Raw genomic sequence first — 24,275 nt, forward strand, 5'->3', positions numbered from 1 at the left:
TCGGGTATTCCCTGACTGGCGCGGCGAGCGGGAAGGGGCGTGGGGCGGTCGCGCGACGGATGCGCGGGCCGCGTGGAGCGGGCGGGTCATGCTTCGGGGATCGCTGAGTCGGGGCGCGCCGGTGGCCGACCCGCGGCGTGCGCGGGCCGGCCCGCCGGCGCGGGTGGTCGGGGTCAGGCGGGCAGGCGGATCACGCTCGCGTCCTTGCGGATCAGCAGCGACGACGCAAGCATCTGCTTGCATTGGTGGGCAAGCACTTTCAGGTCGTGCGTGAGCTCGGCGCCGACCGCATCGGATTTCTCCGCGGACACGACCATCGCGTCGAGATCGCGCGTGATCTGCTTCGACGTTTCGAGCTGGTCGGCGGGCGGCGGTTCGCCAGCCTCGGCCTTCTCGAGATTGTCGAGCACGGCGGCGAGGCCGCGATGCAGCGCGTCGTCGTGCTCGATGCTGCCGTCGGCCGAGCACGCGTTGCGGATCAGCGGCGCGGCGGCCGTGATCTGCGCGCCGAGCACGTGCGTCTGCACGAGCAGGTCGTTCAGTTCGGGCACGAAACGCTGGTGCGCCTTCGGCTCGATCATCATCCGCTGGAACGCCTGCCCGAGGTTCGCGAACGCGATGTGCACGTCCTTGCGCGCCAGGCGGTAGCGGTAGTCGTCGTCGAGGCTCGTGGCCGGCGTTTCGACCGCCGCGGCGACGACCGGCACGACGGCGGCGCCGTCGGCGGCGGGCACGGTCGGCGGCGACGCGCCACGCCCGGCGCGCCACACGGCCTCGAAATACTTGCGGGTCGCGGTGAGCATGTCGGCGACCTGCTTGCCCATCAGCCGGTATTCCCAGTACGGGAACAGTCGGCTCGCGGCGATCGCGATCATGCAGCCGACCACCGTGTCGATCGCGCGCTCGCCGATGATCCGCATGCTGCCCGGTGCGAGCAGGTGAAACATCAGCAATACGTACGACGACGTGAACACGACGCTTGCCGCGTAATTGAACAGCAGCAGGCTGTAGCTCATCACCATCGACCCGAACATGATCGCGATCAGCAGGTGCGGCTCCTTCACCGTGTAGATCAGCGCGATGCTCGCCGCGCAGCCGATCAGCGTGCCGATGATCCGCTGCGCGTTGCGCTGCTTGGTCAGCGAGTAGCCGGGCTTCAGGATGATGATGGTCGTCATCACGATCCAGTACGCGTTCGTGAGCGGCAGCAGCCGGCCGATCCAGAAGCCGACCGCCACCGCGATCGTCACGCGCAGCGCGTGGCGAAAGCTCGGCGAGCGCATGTTCAGGTTCGAGAAGATCAGCAGCGGCGACATCCGGCGGCGCTGCAGGAAGCGCGTGAGCGCCTTGTCGATCTTCAGTTCGGTTTGCTGCGGATCGGCGTGGCCCGACAGGTTGCGGCGCATCCGGTCGATCAGGCGCGTCGCGCTCCAGATGCGCCGGAACGTCGCGAGCACGGCCGCGTACGCTTCCGCGTTGGTGGCCGCGAAGTTCTTCTTGCGCATCAGCTCGATCTCGTACTCGATCGCGCGCAGCTCGGCCTTCACGCTGATCCGCGAATGCGGCGCGCGGTTCTCGAGCACCGCGAGGCCGATCTCCTCGAGATCGGCGGCCGCCTTGCGGATCAGGTCGCGGTAGAAAATGATCAGATCCGAGCCGCCGAACGTGTTGCGCACCAGCGGGTAGTCGGTGTGGGCGCCGACGAACAGCTCGTGCAGGTCGACGCTGTTGATGAACAGGTTGTACATCGTCGTGCGGCCGGGATCGAGCTTGCCGCGGCGAAGCTTCGGCAGGTTGCGCAGCACGATGTCGCGCGCGGTTTCCTGCGTTTCGACCGCGGTGATCTGCCGCGCGACCAGGTTGCGGTAGCATTCGTCGAGATCGGCGTCGAGATCGTAGAACTGTGCGCGCGCCAGCAGGTAGTCGGCACAGGCGAACAGGCTCTCGGCCAGCGCCTGCTGCTCGATCCGGCGCGCCTGCCATCGCGACACGAGCGTGGCCCAGTACGTGTACCAGAGGCCGCCCGCGAGAATCCAGCCGGCGTTGATGAACGCCTGCAGCGGCGTGAACTTCTCCTCGAGCGTCATCACCATCATGAACAGCGTCGCGAAGCTGATTTGCGGCCAGCGGTTGCCGTAGACGACGATCAGCGACAGCACGAACGTGAGCGGCACGATCGTGAGCCACAGCGCGAAGATGTTCGGTGTCGCGAGGCCGGTGGCGAGCGCCGCGAGGAAGCCGATCACGCTGCACGCGAGCATTTCGTTGTGCTTGTACTTGAGCGGACCCGGCATGTCGACGACGCAGGCGCCGAGCGCGCCCGTCGAGATCGTGAAGCCGAGTTCGCGGTTGTGAAACACGATCAGGCACAGCACGGCCGGCAGCGAGACGCCGACCGCGATCCGCAGGCCGCCGAAAAAGTACTGGCTGTAGAAAAACTTTCTGATTTCGACCGAATAGCGCATCGATGGGCTGAATGGCAGACGAAGACGCCGGGGCGGCGTATTGACTGGCGACGAGTCTATCGTATTTCGCGGTCCGCAAAACCTGGCTTTCCGGCAGAGGTTCGCGGCGGCGGTCCATTTGCTATCCTTGGTGATCCTGTTCGCCCGGCCCGGCCGGGGCGAGGTTCCGACGCCCGCTTCATGCTCCATCTCTTCTATTCGAACCGTCACGAGACGCTGGCCGACGCGCTGCTCGAGGATCTGGCCGCGTTCCCGGCCCGCAACGGCCCGTGGGCGCCGCAACAGGTCATCGTGCCGAGCGCGGCGCTGCGCCGTCGTCTCGAGCTCGACATCGCCGCACGCAACGGCGTGTGCGCGAACGTCGAGTTCACGTATCTCGCGCAGTGGCTGTGGGCGCAGATCGGCCGCGTGATGGAGGTGCCCAAGCGTTCGCCGTTCGCGCCCGACCGTCTCGTGTGGCGCTGCTACCGGCTGCTCGCGCAGGCGGCCGGCGGCGCGCCATGGCTCGCCTCGCCACGGCTGGCCGCGTACCTGTCCGCCTCCGACGATGCGATGCGCTACGAGCTCGCGCACCGCGTCGCGGCCGTGCTCGATCATTACCTGACCTATCGCCCCGAATGGCTGGCCGCCTGGCAGGCCGGCGAATCCGTGCTCGCGGGCGACGCCGCGCCGCGCGGGATCAGCGACGCCGCACGCGACGACGAGCGCTGGCAGGCCGCGCTGTGGCGCGCGCTGCTCGCCGAGCTGAGCGACAGCGGCACGCCGCCCGCGCACCGTTTCCTCGTCGAGGCGCGCCATCTCGATGCTGAAACGGTCGCGCGCGCGGACTGGCCGGAATCGGTCAGCGTGTTCGCGCTGCCGACGATGCCGCCGCTGCACGTCGCGTTGCTGCGCGAGCTGTCGCGCTGGATCGACGTGCGCGTCTATGCGCTGAACCCGTGCCGCGAATTCTGGTTCGACATCGTCACGGCCGCGCACGCCGAGACGCTCGATGCGGCCGGGCGGCTCGACTATCAGGAAGTCGGCCATCCGCTGCTCGCCGAGTGGGGCCGGCAGACACAGGCGCAGCTGCACATGCTGCACGAGCTGACTGAAAGCGCCGCGTCGGGCGATGCCTCGCGCTTCGTCGAGAATCCCGCGCCCACGTGGCTCGCACGCGTGCAGAACGCGATCCTCGAGCTGCGGCCGGAGGCCGAAACCGGCGACACGCCGGCCGAGCGCGGCATCGAGGTGCACGTGTGCCACAGCCTCGCGCGCCAGCTCGAGGTGCTGCACGACCGCCTGCTCGCGTGGTTCGACGCCGATGCGAGCCTGCAGCCGTCCGACGTGCTGGTCGCGGTGGCCGACCTCGCGGCGGCCGGGCCGCTGATCGATGCGGTGTTCGGCACGGCCGGCGCCGGCGGCGCGCGCGTGCCTTACCGGATCACCGGCCTGCCGCCGTCGCAGGCGAACCCGGTCGCCCGCGTGCTGCTCGACTGGCTCACGTTGCCGGAACGGCAGGTCGGCGCGCCGGAGTTGGTCGAATGGCTGCGCGTCGATGCGGTGGCCGCGCGATACGACATCGACGCGGCCGCGCTCGAGACGGTGCAGACCTGGCTCGCGGCCGCCGGCGCGCGGCGCGGGCTGTCGCCGCTTGTCAGCGACGACGCGGCCGTGCCCGCGCCGCGCCATACGTTCTCCGATGCGCTCGCGCGGCTCTTTCTCGGCTATGCGATGCCGGAAGGCGCGGCGCCGATCGGCGCGTGGCTGCCGATCGAGGCGGCCACGGGCAGCGAGGCCGAACTGCTCGGCCGGCTGGCGCGCTTTACCGACGATCTCGACGGCTTCGCGCGTCGCCTGGCCGAATCGCACACGCCGAGCGGCTGGAGCGAACTGTTCGCCGATACGCTCGCGCGCTTCTTCGATTCGGGCGCCGCATATGCGGACGCGCTGGCCGGCGTGCGCGATGCGCTCGACGCGATGCTGGCCGCGATGACGGAAGGGGCGCCCGACGAAGCGTTGCCGGCCGCGGTCGTCCGCGCGGGGCTGGCCGCGGCGCTCGACGATCCGGCGCGCGGCGGGGTGCCGTGGGGCGGCGTCACGTTCTCGTCGCTGACGAGCCTGCGCGGGCTGCCGTATCGCGTCGTCTGTCTGCTCGGGATGGACGACGGCGTGCTGCCGAGCCTCGCGCGCGCGGACGAATTCGACCTGATGGCCGTGTTGCCGAAGCTCGGCGACCGGCAGCGCCGCGACGACGAGCGCAACCTGTTTCTCGACCTGCTGCTGGCCGCGCGCGACCGGCTGCTGATCGCCTATACGGGCCGCAGCATCCGCGACAACGCGCCGTTGCCGCCCGCGGCGCTCGTCGACGAACTGCTCGATCATCTGGCGATCGTCACGGCCGGGCCCGACGCCGCGCCGGACGCCGTCGATGCCGCGCGGCGCGCGTTCATCGTCGAGCATCCGCTGCAACCGTTCGCGGCCGCGTATTTCCAGCCCGGCAGCGCGCTCGTGTCCTACGACGCCGAGCGGGCGACGCTCGCGTCGCTGCTCGCCGCCGAAGCGTCGCGCGACGGCCCGCGCGAATTGCCGTTCTTCGCGCAGCCGCTGCCGGCCGAACCGGTCGAGCCCGTCGCGTTCAGCGAATTCGAACGCTTCTGGCGCCATCCGGCGCGCGCGTTGCTGCGCGGCCGGCTCGGCATCGTGCTTGCCGACGCGCAGGCCGAACTGCTCGATACGGAACCGTTCTCGCTCGACTTCGCCGGCAGTGATGCGCTCGCCGAGCGCGTGTTGCCGCTGTTGATCGAATCGGACGAGGGCACGGTGCATGACCACGCGCTGCGCATTGCCGATGCGAGCCCCGAACTGCCGGGCGGCGCGACGGGCACGGTGTGGCGTGATCAGGCGCTCGGCTCGATGACGCAGCTTGCGTCGAGCGTGCGCCGCGCGCTGGCCGACGGCATCGAGCGGCGGCCGTTCTCGCTCACGGTCGTGCCGGCATGGCCCGATACGGAGCAGGCGTTGTTCGGCACGGACGACGCGATGCTGTCGGCCGACGCGGTGAGCGCGCCGCTCGAATTGCAGGGCACGCTGAACCGGTTGACGCCGGCCGGGCAGATCATCTATCGCTACGCACGACCGAGCGCGCGCGACTATCTGTCCGCCTGGCTCGCGCATCTCGTGTACTGCGCGGTCGAGCCCGGCGGGCCGCGCCGCACGCTGTGGTTCGGCAGCGGCGGCGCGTTCGAGCTGACGCCCGTCGCGGCGCCGCTGGAACGGCTCGCGCCGCTTGCCGCGCTGTTCCGCGCGGGGCGGCGGATGCCGCTGCGGTTCTTTCCGCGCAGCGCATGGGCGCGGGTGTCCGACGGCGAGGCCAAGGCCGCGAGCGTGTGGATCAACGAACGTGTCGTGAGCGAAGCGGACGATCCGGCGATCGCGATCGCATGGCGCGGTGCGCACCCGTCGCTCGACGAGCCGTTCGGCACATTGGCGCGGCTCGTGTTCGAGCCGCTGATCGAGCATCTGAAGGAGGTTGCATGAGCGCCGTGTCGCAGCCGCAGCAGGCGCTCGAACTCGACGTGTTCGCGTGCCCGCTCGACGGCGTCAACCAGATCGAGGCATCGGCCGGCACCGGCAAGACCTGGAACATCTGCGCGCTGTACGTGCGCCTGCTGCTCGAGAAGGATCTCGGCGCGGACGAAATCCTCGTCGTGACCTTCACGAAGGCGGCGACGGCCGAGCTGCACGAGCGGGTTCGCAGCCGGCTCGCGCAGCTTGCGCACGCGCTCGATACGGGCGACGACGGCGGGGACCCGTTCATCTCGCGCCTGCTCGAGACCACGCTCGGCGCAGACGGCGTGCTCGATTCCGAGACGGCCGCGAAGCGCATCCGGCGCGCGCTGCGCGCGTTCGACCAGGCCGCGATCCATACGATTCACGCGTTCTGCCAGCGTGCGTTGCAGGAAGCGCCGTTCGCCGCCGCGATGCCGTTCGCGTTCGACATGGAGGCCGACGATGCGTCGCTGCGCTTCGAACTCGCGGCGGATTTCTGGCGCACGCGCGTCGAACCGGCGGCCGCGCGCTGGCCGGGTTTCGCGACCTGGCTCGTCGAATCGGGCGCCGGCCCGGCCGCGCTCGATGCGCAGCTCGCGCGCCGGCTGAAGAAGCCGCTCGCCGCGCTGCGCTGGGACGGCGTGACCGAGCCGGACGAGTCGGCCGAGGCCGCCGCGGCCGAATGCTTCGCCGAGGCGGCGCGGCTGTGGGCGGCCGAGCGCGAGACGATCGACGCGTTGCTGCGCGCGGCGCAGCCCGCGCTCAACCAGCGCTCGCACAAGCCCGATGCGGTCGCCGATGCGCTGGCCGCCTGGACGGCGCATTTCGCGCAGGGCGACGCGACGGCCGCGCTGCCGAAAGCCGCGCTGAAGCTCACGCAATCCGCGCTGACGAAGGCGACGAAGAAAGGCGGCGTGACACCCGAGCACGCGTTCTTCGACGTCGCCGATGCGCTCGAAGCCGCGGTGGCCGCCGCCGAGGCCACGCAGCGCGCGCGCTGGCTCGCGCTGATCGCCGACTGGCTCGACGTGGCGCCGGGCGAGCTGGCCGAGCGCAAGCGCACGCGGCGCGTCGTGTCGTTCGACGATCTGCTGGCGAACCTGTACCACGCGCTGCATGCGCATCCGTGGCTCGCCGAGACGTTGCGCGCACGCTATCCGGCCGCGCTGATCGACGAGTTCCAGGATACCGACCCGCTGCAGTTCGCGATCTTCGACCGGATCTTCGCGCCGGGCGGCCCGCTGTTCCTGGTCGGCGATCCGAAGCAGGCGATCTACAGCTTCCGCGCGGCCGATCTGCATACCTATCTGGCGGCGCGCGCACGGGCGAGCGCGTGCTACACGCTCGCGGTCAACCAGCGTTCGACGCCCGCGATCGTCGACGCGTGCAACCGCTTCTTCATGTCGAATCCGCGCGCGTTCGTGCTCGACGGGCTCGACTATTACGCGGTGCGTGCCGGCACGCGCGTGCGCGCGCCGTTCGTCGACGAAACCGATCCGGGCCCGTCCGGCGACTTCCGGGTCTGGGCATTGCCGGGCGGGGAAGGCACGTTGCTCAAGCGCGATGCGCAGGCACAGGCCGCGCAGGCGTGTGCCGCCGAGATCGCGCGGCTGATGCGCGGCGCGCGCGAAGGGCACGTGCGGCTCGGCGACACGCCGCTGTCGCCGGGCGACATCGCGGTGCTCGTGCAGACGCACCGGCAGGGCAGTCTCGTGAAACGCGTGCTCGCCACCTGGGGCATCGGCAGCGTCGAGCTGGCGCAGGCGTCGGTGTTCTCGACCGGCGACGCCGAGCAGCTCGAACGCGTGCTGGCGGCGATCGATGCGCCGGGCGACCTGCGGCGCCTGCGCGCGGCGCTCGCATCCGACTGGTTCGGCCTCGATGCCGGTGCGCTGTGGCGGATGGAGCAGGGCGACGGCGATGCGTCGAGCGGCGCGTCCGACAGCACCGACGCGATGAGCTGGGTCGAGCGCTTCTCGCGCTATCGGCTGCTGTGGCGCGAACGCGGTTTCGCGGTGATGTGGCGCACGTTCACGCGCGAGCTGCGGATCGCCGAACGGCTGATGGCCGGTGCGGACGGCGAGCGTCGTGTGACCGACATCAACCATCTGGCCGAACTGACGCAGGCGCGCGCCTCCGCGCAGCCGGGCATCGCGCCGACGCTGCGCTGGCTCGCCGCGCAACGGCTCGACGGCGGCGGCGAGGAAGCGCAGCTGCGGCTCGAATCCGATCGCAACCTCGTGCAGATCGTGACGGTGCACAAGTCGAAGGGGCTTGAATACGCAATCGTGTTCTGTCCGTTCCTGAACGACGGCGGATTGCGCGAACCGCCTGCGTCCGCGTTGCCCGATGCGCGCGAGTATCACGACGAAGCGGGCGACGCCGTGCTGCATTACGGATGCGACGACGAGGCGGCCGCGCACGCGGCGCGGCAGGCGTTGCGCGAGCAGGCCGCGGAACGCGCGCGGCTCGTCTACGTGGCGCTCACGCGTGCGGTCTATCGTTGTTATGTCGTTGCCGGGCCGTACCTGTCGTCGCGCTCGACGCGCGAAGCGCGGCGCAGCGTGCTCAACTGGCTCGTCGCCGGCGCCGGCCAGTCGTTCGATGCGTGGCTCGACGAACCGCCCGACGAGGCTGCGCTCGAGGCGGCGTGGCGCGCGCTCGCGGGCGGCCCCGTGAGCGTCGCGCCGCTGCCCGTGCCCGCGCGCCGCGAGCGTCTCGCGGCGGGGCACGACGCCTCGCAGACGCTCGCGGCGCGCCACGCGACGCGTGTGCTGCGCGACGCGTGGCGGATGGCGAGCTTCAGCTCGCTGACCGCGTCGATGGCGCGCGAGGAGGCGGGCGTCGCGGCCGTGCCCGACGACGAACTGCGGCCCGATCACGATGCGCTTGCCGAGGTGACGCCGGACGGCGAATGGCACTTCTCGGAGCCGGCCGCGGCGGAACCGCCGGACGACGACATCCTCGTGTTCCCGCGCGGGGCCGCGGCCGGCGAATGCCTGCACCGCCTGTTCGAACTCAGCCGCTTCACGGAGCCCGAGTCGTGGCACGCGGCCGCGCTCGGCGCGCTGCATGACCGGCCGGTCGAGGCGGAGCCCGAGCTCGCTACCCGGCTGCCGGCGATGATGGCGCAGCTGGTCGACGATGTCGTGCACACCGAGCTCGTGCCGGGCATGCGGCTTGCCGATCTCGATCCGGCGAAGCGGCTCGACGAAATGGGGTTCCTGTTCCCGGCACCGTCGCTCGACCTGGCGGCGCTGCGCCGCTTGCTGGTCGCGCACGGCTATCCGGACGTCGCACTGGAGGCGGGCACGCTCGCCGGTTTCATCAAGGGTTTCATCGACATGATCGTCGAACACGACGGCCGCTTCTGGATCGTCGACTGGAAGTCGAACCATCTCGGCACGACGCCGGATGCCTACGGTCCGCGCGCGCTCGACGTCGCGATGGCCGATCACGCGTATCACCTGCAGGCGCTGCTCTACACGGTCGCGCTGCATCGCTACCTGCGCGGACGGCTGCCCGACTACGACTACGATACGCACATCGCGGGCTACCTGTACCTGTTCGTGCGCGGCGTGCGGCCCGGCTGGCGCAGCGGCGGCGAGCCGTCCGGCGTGCATGCCCGCCGGCCCGCGCGTGCGCTCGTCGAGGCCCTCGACCGCATGATGGAAGGGAGGCGCGCATGAACGCGTCGGACGACACGCTCGAATTCACCGGCGGCCTCGTCGCGCGGCTGCCCGAGCCGGCCGATTTCGGCATCGCGCTTGCGGAAGGCTTCGCGCGTCGCATCGGCGAACTCGCGCGGCGCGCCGGCGCGCCGTCGGCCGCGGCACGCTGGGCGGCGCGTGCCGCGTTCGCGACAAGCCGTGCGACGGCCGGCGGCCACGTGTGCGTCGCGCTCGGCGCACTCGCGCAGCGCTACGACGCACCGCTCGACGAGGTGCGCGCCGCGCTTGCCGCGAGCGGCGTGGTCGCGTTCGGCACGCTGGCGCGCGGCGACGAGCGGCCGCTGATCGTCGACCGGCACGATCACCTGTACCTGTCGCGCTATTTCGATTACGAACGGCGGCTTGCCGATGCGCTCGTCGCACAGGCCGGGGTTGCCGGTCCGGACGAAGGCCTGTCGCCCGACCGGCTGCGCGACAGTCTCGCGCGCTATTTCGGGCCGGCCAACGGCGAAGTCGACTGGCAGCGCGTGGCGGCGATCGTCGCGCTGACGGGCCGCGTGACGATCGTCAGCGGCGGCCCCGGCACGGGCAAGACGACGACGGTCGTCGGCGTGCTGGCCTGCCTGCTCGACGCGCACCCGGGGCTGCGCATCGCGCTGGCCGCACCGACCGGCAAGGCCGCGCAGCGGATGCAGGAAGCGCTGCATGCACGGGCCGGCGACCTGCCGCCCGAACTCGCGGCACGCCTGCCCGACACGTCGTATACGCTGCACCGGCTGCTGGGCGGCGGCGGGGCGGCCGGCTTCCGCCATCATCGCGACAATCCGTTGCCGTACGACCTGATCGTCGTCGACGAGGCGTCGATGATCGACGTCGCGCTCGCCGCGCATCTGCTCGACGCGCTTGCGCCGGGCGCACGGCTCGTGCTGCTCGGCGACAAGGATCAACTGGCCGCGGTCGAAGCGGGGGCCGTGTTCGCCGAGTTGAGCGCGCGGCCCGCCTTTACGGCCGCGGCGCGCACGCGCATCGCACAGGCGCTCGGTATCGACGAGGCGACGTTCGTCGCGGCGTTGCCGGTGCCGGACGAAGCCGCAATCGCCACCGCGGCGGGCGTGCCGGCCGCACGTCCGGCTTCCGTTTCGGCGCAGGCGTTGCCTTCGGCATCGGCTTCCGTTTCCCGCAAACCGGCGTCGCGGCAGAAGGCCGATCCGCGACAGGCATCGCTCTTCGACGACGAACCGCAGGATGACGAGGTTTCGTCGGCCGAGATCGTATCGCCACCGCCGGCAGTCCCGGCGCCGGCCGATGTCGGCGGCACCGTTACCGCGGGGGAGACACCCGCATGGATCGAAGTCGACGAACTCGCATGGCTCGATGCCGTCGAGCTGCCGCCGTTCGACGCGGGCGACGCGGCGCTCGCATCGGTGACGGCAGCGACATCCGCATCGACCGGCGAAGTCGACGACGCAGCCGCCGTCGCGCGCGCGCCGGCGCCGCTCGCGGACTGCGTCGTCTGGCTCGAACGCAACTACCGTTTCGGTCTCGATTCGCCGATCGGGCGGCTGTCGGTCGCGATCCGCGGCGGCGACGTGCAGGCCGCACTGGATGCGCTGCCCGCCGACGATACGGCCGCCGCGTCCTTCCACGACGATGCGGGCGATACGCTTGCATCGTCGACGGTCGAGCGGCTCGCGCGGCGGTTCGGCGCTTACCTCGACGCGTTGCGCGCCGCGCTGGACGCGCCGGTGCCCGATCCGCTGCCGCTGTTCGATGCGCTTAACCGGTTCCGGATCCTGTGCGCGACCCGCAACGGCTCGCGCGGCGCGGAGCACGTCAACGCGCTGGTGGCCGCGCACGTGCGGCACGCGGCGCGCGTGCCGCTCGCGGTCGGCGCGCACTGGTTCACCGGGCGGCCGATCATGGTGACGCGCAACGACTACGCGCTCGGGCTGTTCAACGGCGACATCGGCATCGCGTTGCCCGATGCGCACGGCGTGCTGCGCGTGTGGTTCCGGCGCGCGGACGGTACCGCGCGTGCGGTGTCGCCGGCCGCGCTGCCGCCGCATGAGACGGCGTTCGCGCTGACCGTCCACAAATCGCAGGGTTCGGAATTCGACGAAGCCGCGCTCGTGCTGCCGGCCTCGTTCAGCCGGGTGCTCACGCGCGAGCTGGTCTATACGGCCGTCACGCGTGCGCGCACGCGGGTGCAGGTGATCGGGCCGCGGCGCGTGCTGGCGCAGGCGGTCGCAACACGCACGCAGCGCGATTCGGGGCTCGCGGCGCGCGTCGACGAAGCGCTCGCGCGACGCCGCACGGAGGTTTCGCGATGATGATCCGCTATACGCTCGATCCGGCCGAGGTCGAATGGACGGCCGTGCGCGCACAGGGCGCGGGCGGGCAGAACGTGAACAAGGTGTCGAGTGCGATTCACCTGCGCTTCGACATCCGTGCGTCGTCGCTGCCGCCGGTGATCAAGGAGCGGCTTCTCGCGCTGTCCGACCAGCGCATCACGCGCGACGGCATCGTCGTGATCAAGTCGCAGGAATACCGCACGCAGGAGAAGAACCGCGAGGCCGCGCTGGCGCGACTCGATTCGCTGATCTCCAGCGTCGCGTTCACGCCGCGCGCACGCGTGGCGACGCGGCCGACGCGTGCGTCGAAGGAGCGGCGGCTCGAACACAAGTCGCGCCGCAGCGTGGTGAAGTCCGGAAGAGGGAAGGTGATCGACTGACGAATGAACGGCCGGCGGCGCGCGCGGCTAGCGCATCACCGTTCCCGCGCTGTCGAGCACGAAGTCGACGCAGAACACGACGAGCCGGCTCCGTGCGCGGATCGCGACGGCGGCCGTGTAGCAGTCGCGGCCTTCCGTCAGCGAGAAATGCGGGCCCATCAGCGCGACGCGTCCGGGTGCGGCGATCGCGCGCTGGAAGTACGGGCGCCGCGACCAGTTGCTGTGGGTTTCCGGGAACAGCGGCGCGAGGCGGGCGGCGACTGCCTGACCGTCGTCGGGCCGCGCGGTGATCGACGGCAGGAACTGCTCGCCGATCTCGTCGGTGACGAACACGCGGCGCGCGGCCGGCACCGTGAACACGCGTTGGGCGGCATCCTGCAGATTGCCGCTGGCGGAAAAGGCGGCCGCACCGCCCAGCACGAGTCGTTCGATCGCATCGAAGCCCGGCTGCTCGGCGATGACCGGCGGGCGCCGGCGTGCGATGAAGCGCTGCCACGCGGCGTCGAGCATCGCGGGCGCGGCCGCGCTCGCATGCGCGATCGACGCATCGGGCTGGCCGAACTGGAAACCCTGCACGAAATCGATATCGGCCTCCATCAGCGTCTGCAGCGCGTCGTCGCTTTCGACGCCTTCGGCCAGCACCATCGCGCCGGCCTGGTGCAGCATCGACACGAGGTGATGCATGATGCGGCGATCGTCGGCCGACCCGGTCGCGCGTTCGACGAGCGAGCGGTCGAGCTTGACGATGTCGGGCCGTGCGCGCCAGACGCGGTCGAAATTCGAGAATCCGGTGCCGAAATCGTCGATCGCGATCAGGAAATCGCGATGCTGGATCATGTCGATCGTGCGGGCGAGCGCGGCTTCGTCGCGCGCCGGTTGCTCGACGACCTCCAGCACGATGCGGTTCGGCGGCAACCCGAAATGCCGGCACAGCGCCTCGACGAACTCGCGCTGCACGAGGCCCGTATCGAGTACGCGCGGCGTCACGTTCAGGAACAGCCAGCCGTCGCCGATTCCCTGCGCGACGAAGTTGGCCGTGTGCAGGCAACGCGCGAGCCGGTCGAGCAGCAGCGCGTCGGCGTCGGCACGCGTCTTGTCGAAGAGGGCGGTGGGCGAGAGCAGCGTGCCGTCCGCGTCGACGACGCGCAGCAGCGCTTCGTAGCCGACGACGCGCTTGTGCGTGATCGACAACACGGGCTGGAACACGCTGCGCAGCGTCGTGGTGCGAAAGGTGGCGACCCAGCCGCCGGGCGTCGGCGTCAGGCGTTCGAGCAGGGAGTCGAGAGACAGGTCGCGGGCGGGCTTCATGTCAACGGTGCCCGGGGGCGTACGGTGGCGCGGGAGCGGGCCGCCACGCCGATGCGGTCGCACGCGCAGGCGGACGCGAAAGAACGTGGTACATCGAGGCCGCCTCGTGCGGATAAGTGTTTCGAGTGTACCGGGATTGCAGCGGCGCGCGTATCAGGGTAACTCCAGACGCAAACGGTACACGGCCCGGCCATGGCAACGGCGCGGGGGGGGCCGGGTGCCGTTCGCGTGCGTGCCGCGCATGACCGTCACGCAGCGGCGGGCGCTGCCGGCGCACATGACAACCCGACCGCATGGCGAATGGTAAAGGGCGGGGGGACGAAAAATCCCGGCGGCGGAGACAGGCGCGAACGAGATCCGCCGTCGGATGAATGCGGGTGCGCGGTGCCGCCATCCGCGATGCGTTGGCGCCCGCGCCCGGATCCTCAGGCCGCTTCGCCGCCGCGCGGCCGGATGCCGGGAATCCGCTTGATCACGCCGGTCGCGAGCGCGGTGCCGACGAGTACGATCGCGCAGCCTTCGATCATGACGGCCGACACGTGTTCGCCCAGGAACAGCGCGCCCCACAGCAGCCCGAACACCGGGATCACGAACGTCACGGTAATCGCGCGGGCGGGGCCGACATGCGCGATCAGGTAGAAGAAGATGAAATACGCGATGCCGGTGCACGCGATGCCGAGGGCGAGTACCGCGCCCCAGGCGTGGGCGCTGACCGGCGCCGCCGGCCAGGTAGCGATCGCGAACGGCAGCAGCAGGAGGGTCGAGCCGATCATGCTGCCGGCCGCGTTGACGAGCGGATCGACGCCACCGAGCGTGCGCTTCGTGTAATTGGCCGCGATGCCGTACAGCAGCGTCGCGCCGAGCGCCGCGGCGGCAGCGAGCGCGGTCGCGCTGGCGCCCGTGTCGCCGTGCGCGTTCGCGATCTGGTTCCACACGAGCGTGAGGACCCCGGCAAAGCCGATCACGAGGCCGAGCGCACGCGGCAACGACAGCTTGTCCTTCAGCCACAGGTACGCGACGAGCGCGCCCCACAGTGGCGTCGTCGCATTGATCACCGACGTGAGCCCGGCCGACAGCGTCAGCTCGGCGAACGCGAACAGGCAGAACGGGATGCCCGAGTTCAGTGCGCCGACGACGAACAACGGCCACGCATGGCGGCGCAATCGCGCACCGAGGTCGGCGGGTTTGAAGCGCGTCAGCGCGAAGCCGGTGAGAAACAGCGCGCCGATGCCCACGCGCAACGCCATCAGCGGCGCGACGCCGAGATCGATCACGCCGATCCGGATGAACAGGAACGACGCGCCCCACAGGGCAGCGAGCACGGTCAGCAGGAAGGCGTTCTTGGGTGACATCGATCGTGAGGGCGGAGACGGGATGCGATGAATCTTACACCGCGTTACCGCGCCGTCGTTTCACGATTCGATGAAACGACAAGAAACGGGAATATCGCCGGTCGAGGGGGCAGGGGGCCACCCGTCGGCGGCCGTGCCCGGTCAGTGATGGCGCCAGCCGCCGCGTCCGCCGAAGCCGAAATTGAGCGACAGCGCCGGTCCCCAATAGCCGCCCCAGGCAGGCGCATAGGCCGGCGCCGGATAGTAGTAGGCGGGGCCGGGATCGACGTACACGGGCGCCGGCTGCACCGGCGCGGCCGTGTAATAGCCGCCGGGATAGTAGCCGTACGGGTAGTAGCAGCCGGCGAGCGTCGTGCAGGCGAGCGCCGCCGCGACGAGGGTCCTGTTCATGATGTCTCTCCGGCGGAGCCGGCAATCGGCAGATGCTTAAGCTTAGGCCGCGCGCCGATGACACGGTGTGCAAAACGGTAACCGATCATTTCCGGGCGGCTGCCGCGCCTATTGCGGCGCCGCATGCGAAAACGGCGCTTCCGCATCGCGGAAACGCCGTCTGGACGAAGGTTGCGCCGGGTCCGGCCGGCGGCTTACTTGCCGACCTGGTTACCGATGATGCCGCCGGCTGCCGCACCGCCGAGCGTCGACAGCGCGCTGCCGCCGATCGCCGCGCCGGCGACGCCGCCGACACCCGCGCCGATTGCCGTGTCGCGCTGACGTCGTGACATCGAATCGCAGGCCGACAGGCTGGCCACCGTCGCGACGAGAAGCGCGCGTACCCCAAAACGCCGAATCGAGTTCATGATCGTTGTCCTTGTGGTAGTGAGCGGAGGTCGCGCGACCGGCTGGCGGCCGCGCATGACCCCAATCTACGCGCCGCTTGGCGGGGCTGCTGTAAGGACTTGTTAAGGCTTGCGCGGTTTCGTAATCAATTGTTTCCCGTGCCGCCGCAGGCACGCGACGTGCGCAAAAAAGCCCGCTCGAAAGCGGGCTTCGTGCATCGCGATGCGACCCGGCGCGGATCGCTGCTTGCGCTTACTGACGGTGATAGATCTCGGCGCCGGTCTTGACGAACTCGACCGCCTTCACTTCCATCCCTTTCTTCAGCGCCTCGGTTTCCGACACGCCCTGCTGTGCCGCGAACTCGCGCACGTCCTGCGTGATCTTCATCGAGCAGAAGTGCGGGCCGCACATCGAGCAGAAGTGCGCGACCTTCGCCGAATCCTTCGGCAGCGTTTCGTCGTGGAATTCGCGCGCCTTGTCCGGATCGAGACCGATGTTGAACTGATCTTCCCAGCGGAACTCGAAGCGTGCCTTCGACAGCGCGTTGTCGCGCACCTGCGCGCCCGGGTGACCCTTGGCGAGGTCGGCGGCGTGCGCGGCGAGCTTGTACGTGATGATGCCTTCCTTCACGTCGTCCTTGTTCGGCAGGCCGAGGTGTTCCTTCGGCGTCACGTAGCAGAGCATCGCGGTGCCGAACCAGCCGATCATCGCCGCGCCGATGCCCGACGTGATGTGGTCGTAGCCCGGTGCGATGTCGGTCGTCAGCGGCCCGAGCGTGTAGAACGGCGCTTCCTTGCACCAGTCGAGCTGGAGATCCATGTTCTCCTTGATCAGCTGCATCGGCACGTGGCCGGGGCCTTCGATCATCACCTGCACGTCGTGCTTCCACGCGATCTGCGTGAGCTCGCCGAGCGTCTTCAGCTCGCCGAGCTGCGCTTCGTCGTTCGCGTCGTAGATCGAGCCGGGACGCAGGCCGTCGCCGAGCGAGAAGCTCACGTCGTACGCCTTCATGATCTCGCAGATCTCTTCGAAGTGTTCGTACAGGAAGCTTTCCTTGTGATGCGCGAGGCACCACTTCGCCATGATCGAGCCGCCGCGCGACACGATGCCCGTCATCCGGTTCGCGGTGAGCGGCACGTACTGCAGGCGCACGCCGGCGTGGATCGTGAAGTAGTCGACGCCTTGCTCGGCCTGCTCGATCAGCGTGTCGCGGAAGATTTCCCACGTGAGGTCCTCGGCCTTGCCGTTGACCTTCTCGAGCGCCTGGTAGATCGGCACCGTGCCGATCGGCACCGGGCTGTTGCGGATGATCCACTCGCGCGTTTCATGGATGTGCTTGCCGGTCGACAGGTCCATCACCGTGTCGCCGCCCCAGCGGATCGCCCACGTCATCTTGTCGACTTCCTCGCCGATCGACGACGTGACGGCCGAGTTGCCGATGTTCGCGTTGATCTTCACGAGGAAGTTGCGGCCGATGATCATCGGCTCGGATTCCGGGTGGTTGATGTTCGCGGGGATGATCGCGCGGCCGCGTGCGACTTCGTCGCGCACGAATTCCGGCGTGATCTCGGCCAGCGCATTCGCGCCGAAGGCCGCGGCGCCGAATGCCTGGCCCGGGTGCTGGCGGCCCATCATCGCGGCGAGCTTCGCGCCGTTCGGGCCGCTCGACTTCAGGCTCTCGATGTATTCGGCGCGGCGCTGGTTCTCGCGGATCGCGATGTACTCCATTTCCGGCGTGATGATGCCCTGGCGCGCGTAGTGCATCTGCGTGACGTTCTTGCCGGCCTGGGCGCGACGCGGGTTGCGGTGCAGGCCGGGGAAACGCAGGTCGGCCGTGGCCGGATCGGCCGCGCGCTCGAGGCCGTACTGGCTCGACAGGCCGGAGAGCACGTCGGTGTCGCCGCGTGCCTCGATCCAGCGTTGGCGCAGCGCGGGCAGGCCCGCACGGATGTCGATCTTCGCGTCCGGATCGGTGTAGGGGCCCGACGTGTCGTACACGTAGATCGGCGGATTCTTTTCGCCGCCGAAGCCGGTCGGCGTGTCGGCCTGCGTGATTTCGCGCATCGGCACGCGGATGTCGGGCTGCGAGCCGGTGACGTAGACCTTGCGCGAATTCGGCAGCGGCGCGACGGCAGCCGCGTCGACGTGGGCGTCGGCGGACAGAAACTTCGGATTGGCGTTCATTCGATCTCCTGTGTCGGCCCGAGTCGGCGCTTCGGCGCTTACTCGGGCCCCATGCAAAGCAATTGTGGGGCGCGAGCTAAGCAGGAGACGAGATTCGTGAGGCGGCGGGTTTCGTCAGAGGGATGGCGGCGAAATCCGTACGCTTCCCTGCGCTGGCATTATCCAGATCAGGTTCAAAGGGTATTTCTCACCCGCAATGCCGGTTGTTTGACCGGGCGCATTGCAGGACCCCCGCGTTAGCAAGGGCACACGATACACCGGCTTGGCGGCGGTTTCAACCGGGAGCGGAGCGGATGCCGCCGGGCGATCGCTTGATCGCCGCGGCCGGACCGGGCGGGGTGCGCCGCAGCAATCGCGGCCGCCGGACGGCTTCCCGGTGGGGCCGCCCAGGGCCGAGCGGTGCAGCATTCGCGTCTTCATTTTCGGCGTCTAGAATTTTTTTTGACATCGCTGTCATTTCCGGCGGTGTGCTCCGTCTATTCGGCTCCTAAACCCATGTAGTGGAGAGATGTCATGAAAAACGTATTCCTGGTTGCCTGTGTCGCCGCGCTTGCCACGATCGCAACGGGCGCATATGCGCAGAACGATGCGATGTCGAAGGACGGCATGTCGATGTCGAAGGACGCGATGGGCCACGACGCGATGGCCAAGGACGGCGCGATGAAGAAGGACGGCATGAAGAAGGACGGCATGAAGCACGACGCGATGAAGAAGGACGCGATGAAGAAGGACGCGATGGGCCACGACGCGATGTCCAAGGGCGACGCGATGAAGAAGGACGCCATGAGCCCGTCGAACTGACGAATGCACGGGGCGCGACCGGCAGCACGCATCGCGTCCCGCCCCGACGCCTCAATCCGGGAGTCTTCATCATGCAAACGGTTCCTGTCACGGATCGCACGAGCACGCCGCCGCCCGCGCCCACGATTCATCCGCCGTGGGTGCGCGTGAGCCACTGGCTCAACGCGCTCGCGGCGATCCTGATGGCGCTGTCGGGCTGGCGCATCTACGACGCGTCGCCGATCTATCCGTCATTCACGTTCGCGCACGGCATCACGCTCGGCGGCTGGCTCGGCGGCGCGCTGCAATGGCATTTCGCGGCGATGTGGCTGCTGGTCGCCAACGGGCTGTTCTACCTCGCGATGTCGATCGCGACGGGGCGCTTCGCGCGCAAGCTGCTGCCCGTCACGCCGGCATCCGTATGGCGCGACATCCGCGCCGCGCTCGGCGGGCGGCTCGCGCACGACGACCTGAGCGTCTACAACGCGGTGCAGCGTGCCGCGTACCTGACCGCGATCGTCGATCTCGTCGTGCTGGTGCTGTCGGGGCTCACGATCTGGAAGTCCGTCCAGTTTCCGCTGCTGCGCGAACTGTTCGGCGGCTACGACAACGCACGCGTCGTGCATTTCTGGGCGATGTCGCTGCTGGTCGCCTTCTTTGTCGTCCATGTCGCGATGGCGCTGCTGGTGCCGCGCTCGCTGCTCGCGATGCTGCGCGGCCGCTGACCTGCCCACCGCGGGCGAAGGAAATCATCATGTCGGAATCCGAAAAAAGCCGCGACGAGCCGCGCTGGACGCTCGATCGCAAGTCGCTCGAACTCGACGTGCGCCGCGAGCTCGAGATGCCGTCGCGGCGGCTCTTCAACCGGCGCGTCCTGACGCTCGGCGGCCTCGCGATGCTGACCGGCTGCACGTTGCAGGACGACGCGTCGGTCAACACGTTCCTCGAGAAGGTGTCGCGCATGAACGATCGCGTGCAGGCTTGGTTGTTCAACCCCGACCGGCTCGCGCCGACCTACACCGAGGCCGACATCACGCGTCCGTTCCCATTCAACGCGTACTACGGGATCGACGAAGTGCGGCATGTCGATGCGTCGACGTATCGCCTCGTGCTGTCCGGCCGCGTGACGGGCAAGCGCGTGTGGACGCTCGACGAGCTGCGCGCGCTGCCGCATGCGGAACAGATCACGCGGCACATCTGCGTCGAAGGGTGGAGTGCGATCGGCCGCTGGGGCGGCACGCCGTTCGGCGCGTTCCTCGCGCGCGCCGGCGCCGACACGCGGGCGAAATACGTCGGCTTCAAGTGCGCGGACGATTATTACGAAAGCATCGACATGCCGACCGCGCTGCATCCGCAGACGCTGCTCGCGCTCGAGTACGACGGCCGCCAGTTGCCGCCGGAGTACGGCTTCCCGATGAAGCTGCGGATGCCGACCAAGCTCGGTTACAAGAATCCGAAGCACATCATGGAAATCTTCGTGACCGATACGTTCCCGGGCGGCTACTGGGTCGATCAGGGCTACAACTGGTTCGGCGGATCGTGAGCGGCGCGCGGGGCGCGCGCGTCCGGCACGCGGATTCGCGCACCTGAAGATCGACAGGCGGGCCGACCGCAGCGGCCCTGTTCACGAACGCGTCGAGCCCACCCGTCGTCCGTCACGACCGGCGCGACGGACGGACCGGCGCGCACGGCGGGCCGTTTGGCCGACGCCGGATTCGACGGCCCCGGATTGCGCGGGTGCGCGCGCGTTATCGGCGCCGGTTCCGCGCGCGTTCCGCTCATCCGGCCCCGGATTTCATCCGCGTGCGGGCCGAAAAATGTCGCGCCGAAACGTCAGTCTTTATGCTTTCAGACAGGTCTGACGATGCTTTCGAATCCTTGATGCCATAATGCCGAGCGTGTGCAGCCGAAGCGGGTGCGCACGTTTTTTTTGTCCCTCTGCCGCCGCTCGCCGGTTCTCTTTCGTCGCCGTTCGCACTGCCATGTCGTTCCGCACGTTCGCTCTGCCTTTCCGGTCCCGCCAGGACCGTTTGCCGGCATGGCCGGCGTCTTTCAGCGGGGCACGCGGCGTGACGTGCGGGCGGGCTGCACGATGACGCCGCTCGACCGCCTGCTCGATTTCCTCGCGCGCTTTTCGTTCCGGATCCGCCTGCCGCAAAGCCGCGGCGGCCGGGTCGCGCTGGCGCTCGTGTTCATCTATTTCGTCTGGGGTTCAACCTACAGCGGCCTGCATTTCGCGCTGCAGTCGTTCCCGCCGCTGCTGCTGTCGGGGCTGCGCAACCTGCTCGGCGGGATCGGCCTGTTCATTTTCGCGCTGCGACGCAAGCCCGAATGGCCGACGCTGCTCGAAATTCGCAACGCGGGGATTGTCGGCACGATGCTCGTCGCGCTGTCGTCCGGCACGATCGCGCTGGGGATCAGCTCGGTCAGCAGCGGCTCGGCCGCGGTGATGGTGGCGACCGTGCCGCTGTTCGCGACGGTGATCGCGGCGGTGGCCGGGCGGCCCGTGACGAAGGGCGAGTGGGCGGCCGTCGCGCTCGGGATGGTCGGTATCGTCGTGCTGAACTCGGGTGGCGCGGCGGCCCGGAATTCGGCACTGGGCACGATCTGCGTGCTGGCCGGCGCGCTGTTCTGGGCGGGCGGCGCGCACCTCGCGACGCGGCTCAGGCTGCCGTCGGACCTGTTCCTGTCGACGTCGCTGCAGATCGGCCTCGGCGGCCTGATTTCGACGCTCGTCGCCTGGCTGATCGGCGAACGCATCGAACAGGTGATGGTGGGGCCGGTGTTCGCGTTCCTGTACCTGATGGTGTTCTGCACGATGGCCGCGTATGTCGCGTACGGCTATCTGATCCGCCATACGAGCCCGATCATCGCGAGCAGCTGCATGTACGTGAACCCGATCGTCGCGGTCGCGCTCGGTGCGCTGCTGCTCGGCGAGCCGGTGACGATGGCGACCGTGGTCGCGACCGTCGCGATCCTCGGCAGTGTCGCGCTGTCGTTCGTGTTCGATCCGGCGCGTCGGCCGGCGGCACGGGCGGCGGCCGACGGTTCGGCGGCCGTGGCGGCCGAGCACGCGCCGGCGGCGGCGGCCGATGCCGCCCCCGAGCAGATCGCGATTCCCGAAGCGGCGCCGATCCTCGCGCCTTCCGCCGTTCCGCTCGCGGTGCCGGCGCCGGCTGCCGTGATGGATCCCGCCGCGGTGATCGACCCGGCACCGGCGTTCGCGCCGCCGCCCGTCGACGAACCGGCCGTGCCGCGCGCCGACGCGTGACACCACGGTGGCCGGCCGCGCTCAGCCGTGCCGGCCGCCGCGATGGTGGGACCAGCCCGCGAGCGCGGCGAACAGCAGCCCCGTCGCGCACATGCCGGTCCAGCCGAACGCATGCCATGCGGCAACCCCGGCCGACGAGCCGAGCGCGCCGCCGATGAAGTAACACACCATGTACACCGTGTTCACGCGGCTGCGCGCGTCGGGCTTCAGCGCGTAGATGCGCGACTGGTTGGAGATCTGCGCGGCCTGTACGCCGACATCCAGCACGATCACGCCGATCACGAGTCCGGCGAGGCTCGAACCCGACACCGCAAAAATCACGAATGACAACGCCAACAGCGCGATCGCGAGCGAGATGATCGCGCGCGGGCCGCGCGTGTCCGCGAAGCGGCCGGCGTACGGCGCCGCGAGCGCGCCGGCCGCCCCGACGATCCCGAACAGGCCGGCAGCCTGCGGGCCGAGATGGAACGGCGCGCCGGCGAGCAGCAGCGTCAGCACGGGCCAGAACGCGCTGAACGCCGCGAACAGCGCGGCGCCCGTCAGCGACGCCTCGCGCAGCCCGCGCAGTTCGACGGCCAGATGCCACATCGAGCCGAGCAGCTTGCCGTACGACAGCGTCGACGTCGGCGAACTGCGCGGCAGCCGCATCACGATCACGGCGGCGAGCACGACGAGTGCCGCGACCGACGCGGCGAACACCGCGCGCCAGCCGAAATACTCGGCGACGAAACCGGCGGCCGTGCGCGCGAGCAGGATGCCGAGCAGCAGGCCGCTCATCACGGTGCCGACTGCATGCCCGCGTTCGGCGGGCGGCGCGATTTCGGCGGCGAACGGCACGGCCTGCTGCGCGATGGTCGCGAGGACGCCGATCGCGAGGCTCGCGACGGCGAGTACGGCCAGCGACGGCGCGGTGGCCGCCACGATCAGCGCGACCGACAGGCCGGCGATCTGCATCAGGATCAGCCCGCGGCGGTCGAACCGGTCGCCGAGCGGCGCGAGCAGGAACATGCCGGCCGCATAACCGAGCTGCGTCGCGGTCGGCACCGCGCCGATCCATGACGCGCCGTCGGGAAAAGTCGAGCGGAAGCTGTCGAGCAGCGGCTGGTTGTAGTAGATGTTCGCGACCGATACGCCCGCGATCGTCGCGAGCAGCAACAGCAGGCTGCGCGAGTAGTGGGGCGAGGCGGTGTCGGTCGGACGGTCGGTGGAGGCGGTGGACATGGCTGCGCGGACGGAGTTGGACGGCGTGGCGAGCGTCGGGTGCACAGGCGGGCCGAGCGCCGGTCGAGGCTGCCGATCATACCGGAGCGACGCGAATCCTGCCGGGCAGGCGGCGAACCGGCCGCCGCCCGCCGCCGTGCGTGCCGCAAGCCGTCAGTCGACCAGTTCGCCCGTCGGTTCGTAGAACGGATACGGGCCGGCGCCTTCGTCGACGTACACGTGATGCGACGTCATCCCCGTATCGGGCGCATAACGATGGACCGCGAACGCCGGCGGTTCGAGCCGGAACGCGGACGGCGCGTCGGCCCGCAGGTCGAACGCCACCTGATGCGCGGGCGACGGCACCGCCGCCGCGAGCGTGCCGCCGAAGCGCGTGAACATCGTGCGGTGCACGTGGCCGCACAGCACCCGCTCGACGTTCGGATGACCGCGCAGCAGCGCGTCGAGTTTCGCGGCAGCGGCCGGCGCGAGGCGCAGCTTGTCCATATGGCCGATGCCCGCCACGAACGGCGGGTGATGCAGCGCGACGATCACCGGCCGGTCGCGTGCGGCGTCGAGCTGCGCGGCGAGCCACGCGAGCCGTGCGTCGCACAGATCGCCGTGACTCGCGCCGGGCACCTGCGAATCGAGCGCGAGCACGCGCACCGCGCCGACGTCGAGCGCGTACTGCACGAATGCGCCGTCCTGCAATTCGGCGCGCGCGGCAAACGCACGGCGCAGCCCGGCGCGGTCGTCGTGGTTGCCGATCATCAGGTAGTACGGAATCTCGAGCGCCGCGAGCAGCCCACGCAGGTTGCCGTACTCTTCGTCGTGGCCGAAGTCGGTCAGGTCGCCGGTGACGAGCACGGCGTCGGGACGCGGCTCGAGCGCGTTCAGCTTCGCGATGCAGCGCGCAAGCGCGGCCGCCGTGTCGACGCGCCGGTACGCGAGCTGGCCCGGACGCTTGATGTGGAGATCGCTGATTTGAGCAAGCAGCATCGTCGT

The 24,275-nt window shown here is 69.7% G+C and carries 16 protein-coding genes and 1 riboswitch; of the genes, 8 read left to right on the top strand and 8 right to left on the bottom strand.

From position 1 onward, the window contains the following. Window positions 1-173: 173 nt before the first annotated feature. Window positions 174-2,465 (bottom strand): FUSC family protein, encoded by a 2,292-nt coding sequence (locus tag AC1VVG_RS06155; protein WP_124609109.1) that lies wholly within the window; start codon window positions 2,463-2,465, stop codon window positions 174-176. A 180-nt stretch (window positions 2,466-2,645) separates the two neighbouring features. On the opposite strand from AC1VVG_RS06155, the gene recC reads away from it, so the two are divergent. From recC to arfB, 4 genes are read left to right on the top strand one after another with little or no spacing between them, the layout of a single operon-like run. Further along, the gene (recC, locus tag AC1VVG_RS06160) at window positions 2,646-5,984 is read left to right on the top strand and encodes an exodeoxyribonuclease V subunit gamma (RefSeq protein ID WP_069705397.1); all 3,339 of its coding nucleotides are present in this window, start codon (window positions 2,646-2,648) and stop codon (window positions 5,982-5,984) included. Next, on the top strand, window positions 5,981-9,685 hold the full coding sequence (gene recB, locus AC1VVG_RS06165; RefSeq protein ID WP_482835359.1) for an exodeoxyribonuclease V subunit beta: 3,705 nt from the start codon (window positions 5,981-5,983) through the stop codon (window positions 9,683-9,685). The genes recC and recB overlap by 4 nt, the downstream gene beginning before the upstream one ends. Continuing rightward, window positions 9,682-11,997 (top strand): AAA family ATPase, encoded by a 2,316-nt coding sequence (locus AC1VVG_RS06170; protein WP_482835360.1) that lies wholly within the window; start codon window positions 9,682-9,684, stop codon window positions 11,995-11,997. Before recB ends, AC1VVG_RS06170 begins: the two co-directional genes overlap by 4 nt. Beyond that, window positions 11,994-12,398: an alternative ribosome rescue aminoacyl-tRNA hydrolase ArfB gene (arfB, locus tag AC1VVG_RS06175; RefSeq protein WP_034186580.1), complete on the top strand. Its 405-nt coding sequence runs from the start codon at window positions 11,994-11,996 to the stop codon at window positions 12,396-12,398. Before AC1VVG_RS06170 ends, arfB begins: the two co-directional genes overlap by 4 nt. A gap of 27 nt (window positions 12,399-12,425) precedes the next feature. Here the strand turns inward: arfB and AC1VVG_RS06180 are convergent, their stop codons facing one another. From AC1VVG_RS06180 to thiC, 5 genes are all read right to left on the bottom strand, one after another. Then, entirely contained in the window at window positions 12,426-13,706 is a 1,281-nt protein-coding gene (locus AC1VVG_RS06180) for a sensor domain-containing phosphodiesterase (RefSeq protein WP_049035318.1), read from the bottom strand. 425 nt (window positions 13,707-14,131) lie between these two features. Then, the gene (locus tag AC1VVG_RS06185; protein ID WP_049035319.1) at window positions 14,132-15,058 is read right to left on the bottom strand and encodes a DMT family transporter; all 927 of its coding nucleotides are present in this window, start codon (window positions 15,056-15,058) and stop codon (window positions 14,132-14,134) included. Window positions 15,059-15,199: 141 nt separating this feature from the next. Further along, entirely contained in the window at window positions 15,200-15,448 is a 249-nt protein-coding gene (locus AC1VVG_RS06190) for a hypothetical protein (RefSeq protein ID WP_034186583.1), read from the bottom strand. Window positions 15,449-15,642: 194 nt separating this feature from the next. After that, window positions 15,643-15,855 (bottom strand): glycine zipper 2TM domain-containing protein, encoded by a 213-nt coding sequence (locus AC1VVG_RS06195; protein ID WP_482835361.1) that lies wholly within the window; start codon window positions 15,853-15,855, stop codon window positions 15,643-15,645. Between the two features lie 232 nt (window positions 15,856-16,087). Continuing rightward, the gene (gene thiC / locus AC1VVG_RS06200) at window positions 16,088-18,019 is read right to left on the bottom strand and encodes a phosphomethylpyrimidine synthase ThiC (protein ID WP_034186584.1); all 1,932 of its coding nucleotides are present in this window, start codon (window positions 18,017-18,019) and stop codon (window positions 16,088-16,090) included. Window positions 18,020-18,145: 126 nt separating this feature from the next. Then, window positions 18,146-18,262: riboswitch (TPP riboswitch) on the bottom strand. Window positions 18,263-18,532: 270 nt separating this feature from the next. On the opposite strand from thiC, the gene AC1VVG_RS06205 reads away from it, so the two are divergent. From AC1VVG_RS06205 to AC1VVG_RS06220, 4 genes are all read left to right on the top strand, one after another. Further along, a complete protein-coding gene (locus AC1VVG_RS06205; RefSeq protein WP_482835362.1) occupies window positions 18,533-18,820 on the top strand; it encodes a pentapeptide MXKDX repeat protein in 288 nt (95 codons plus the stop codon). Window positions 18,821-18,891: 71 nt separating this feature from the next. Beyond that, window positions 18,892-19,524 carry a cytochrome b/b6 domain-containing protein gene (locus AC1VVG_RS06210; RefSeq protein ID WP_034186586.1) on the top strand — a complete coding sequence of 211 codons (633 nt, stop codon included), beginning with the start codon at window positions 18,892-18,894 and terminating at the stop codon, window positions 19,522-19,524. Window positions 19,525-19,553: 29 nt separating this feature from the next. After that, window positions 19,554-20,342 (top strand): molybdopterin-dependent oxidoreductase, encoded by a 789-nt coding sequence (locus AC1VVG_RS06215; protein ID WP_034186587.1) that lies wholly within the window; start codon window positions 19,554-19,556, stop codon window positions 20,340-20,342. A 549-nt stretch (window positions 20,343-20,891) separates the two neighbouring features. Then, window positions 20,892-22,070 (top strand): EamA family transporter, encoded by a 1,179-nt coding sequence (locus AC1VVG_RS06220; protein ID WP_059560749.1) that lies wholly within the window; start codon window positions 20,892-20,894, stop codon window positions 22,068-22,070. Window positions 22,071-22,091: 21 nt separating this feature from the next. Here AC1VVG_RS06220 and AC1VVG_RS06225 read toward each other — a convergent pair whose 3' ends face one another. Further along, complete coding sequence (locus AC1VVG_RS06225; RefSeq protein WP_482835363.1) at window positions 22,092-23,291, bottom strand: MFS transporter; 1,200 nt, start codon at window positions 23,289-23,291, stop codon at window positions 22,092-22,094. A 153-nt stretch (window positions 23,292-23,444) separates the two neighbouring features. Further along, window positions 23,445-24,269 carry a phosphodiesterase gene (locus AC1VVG_RS06230; protein ID WP_059560610.1) on the bottom strand — a complete coding sequence of 275 codons (825 nt, stop codon included), beginning with the start codon at window positions 24,267-24,269 and terminating at the stop codon, window positions 23,445-23,447. Window positions 24,270-24,275 lie beyond the last annotated feature (6 nt).

The organism is Burkholderia sp. L-4, from assembly GCF_056856535.1.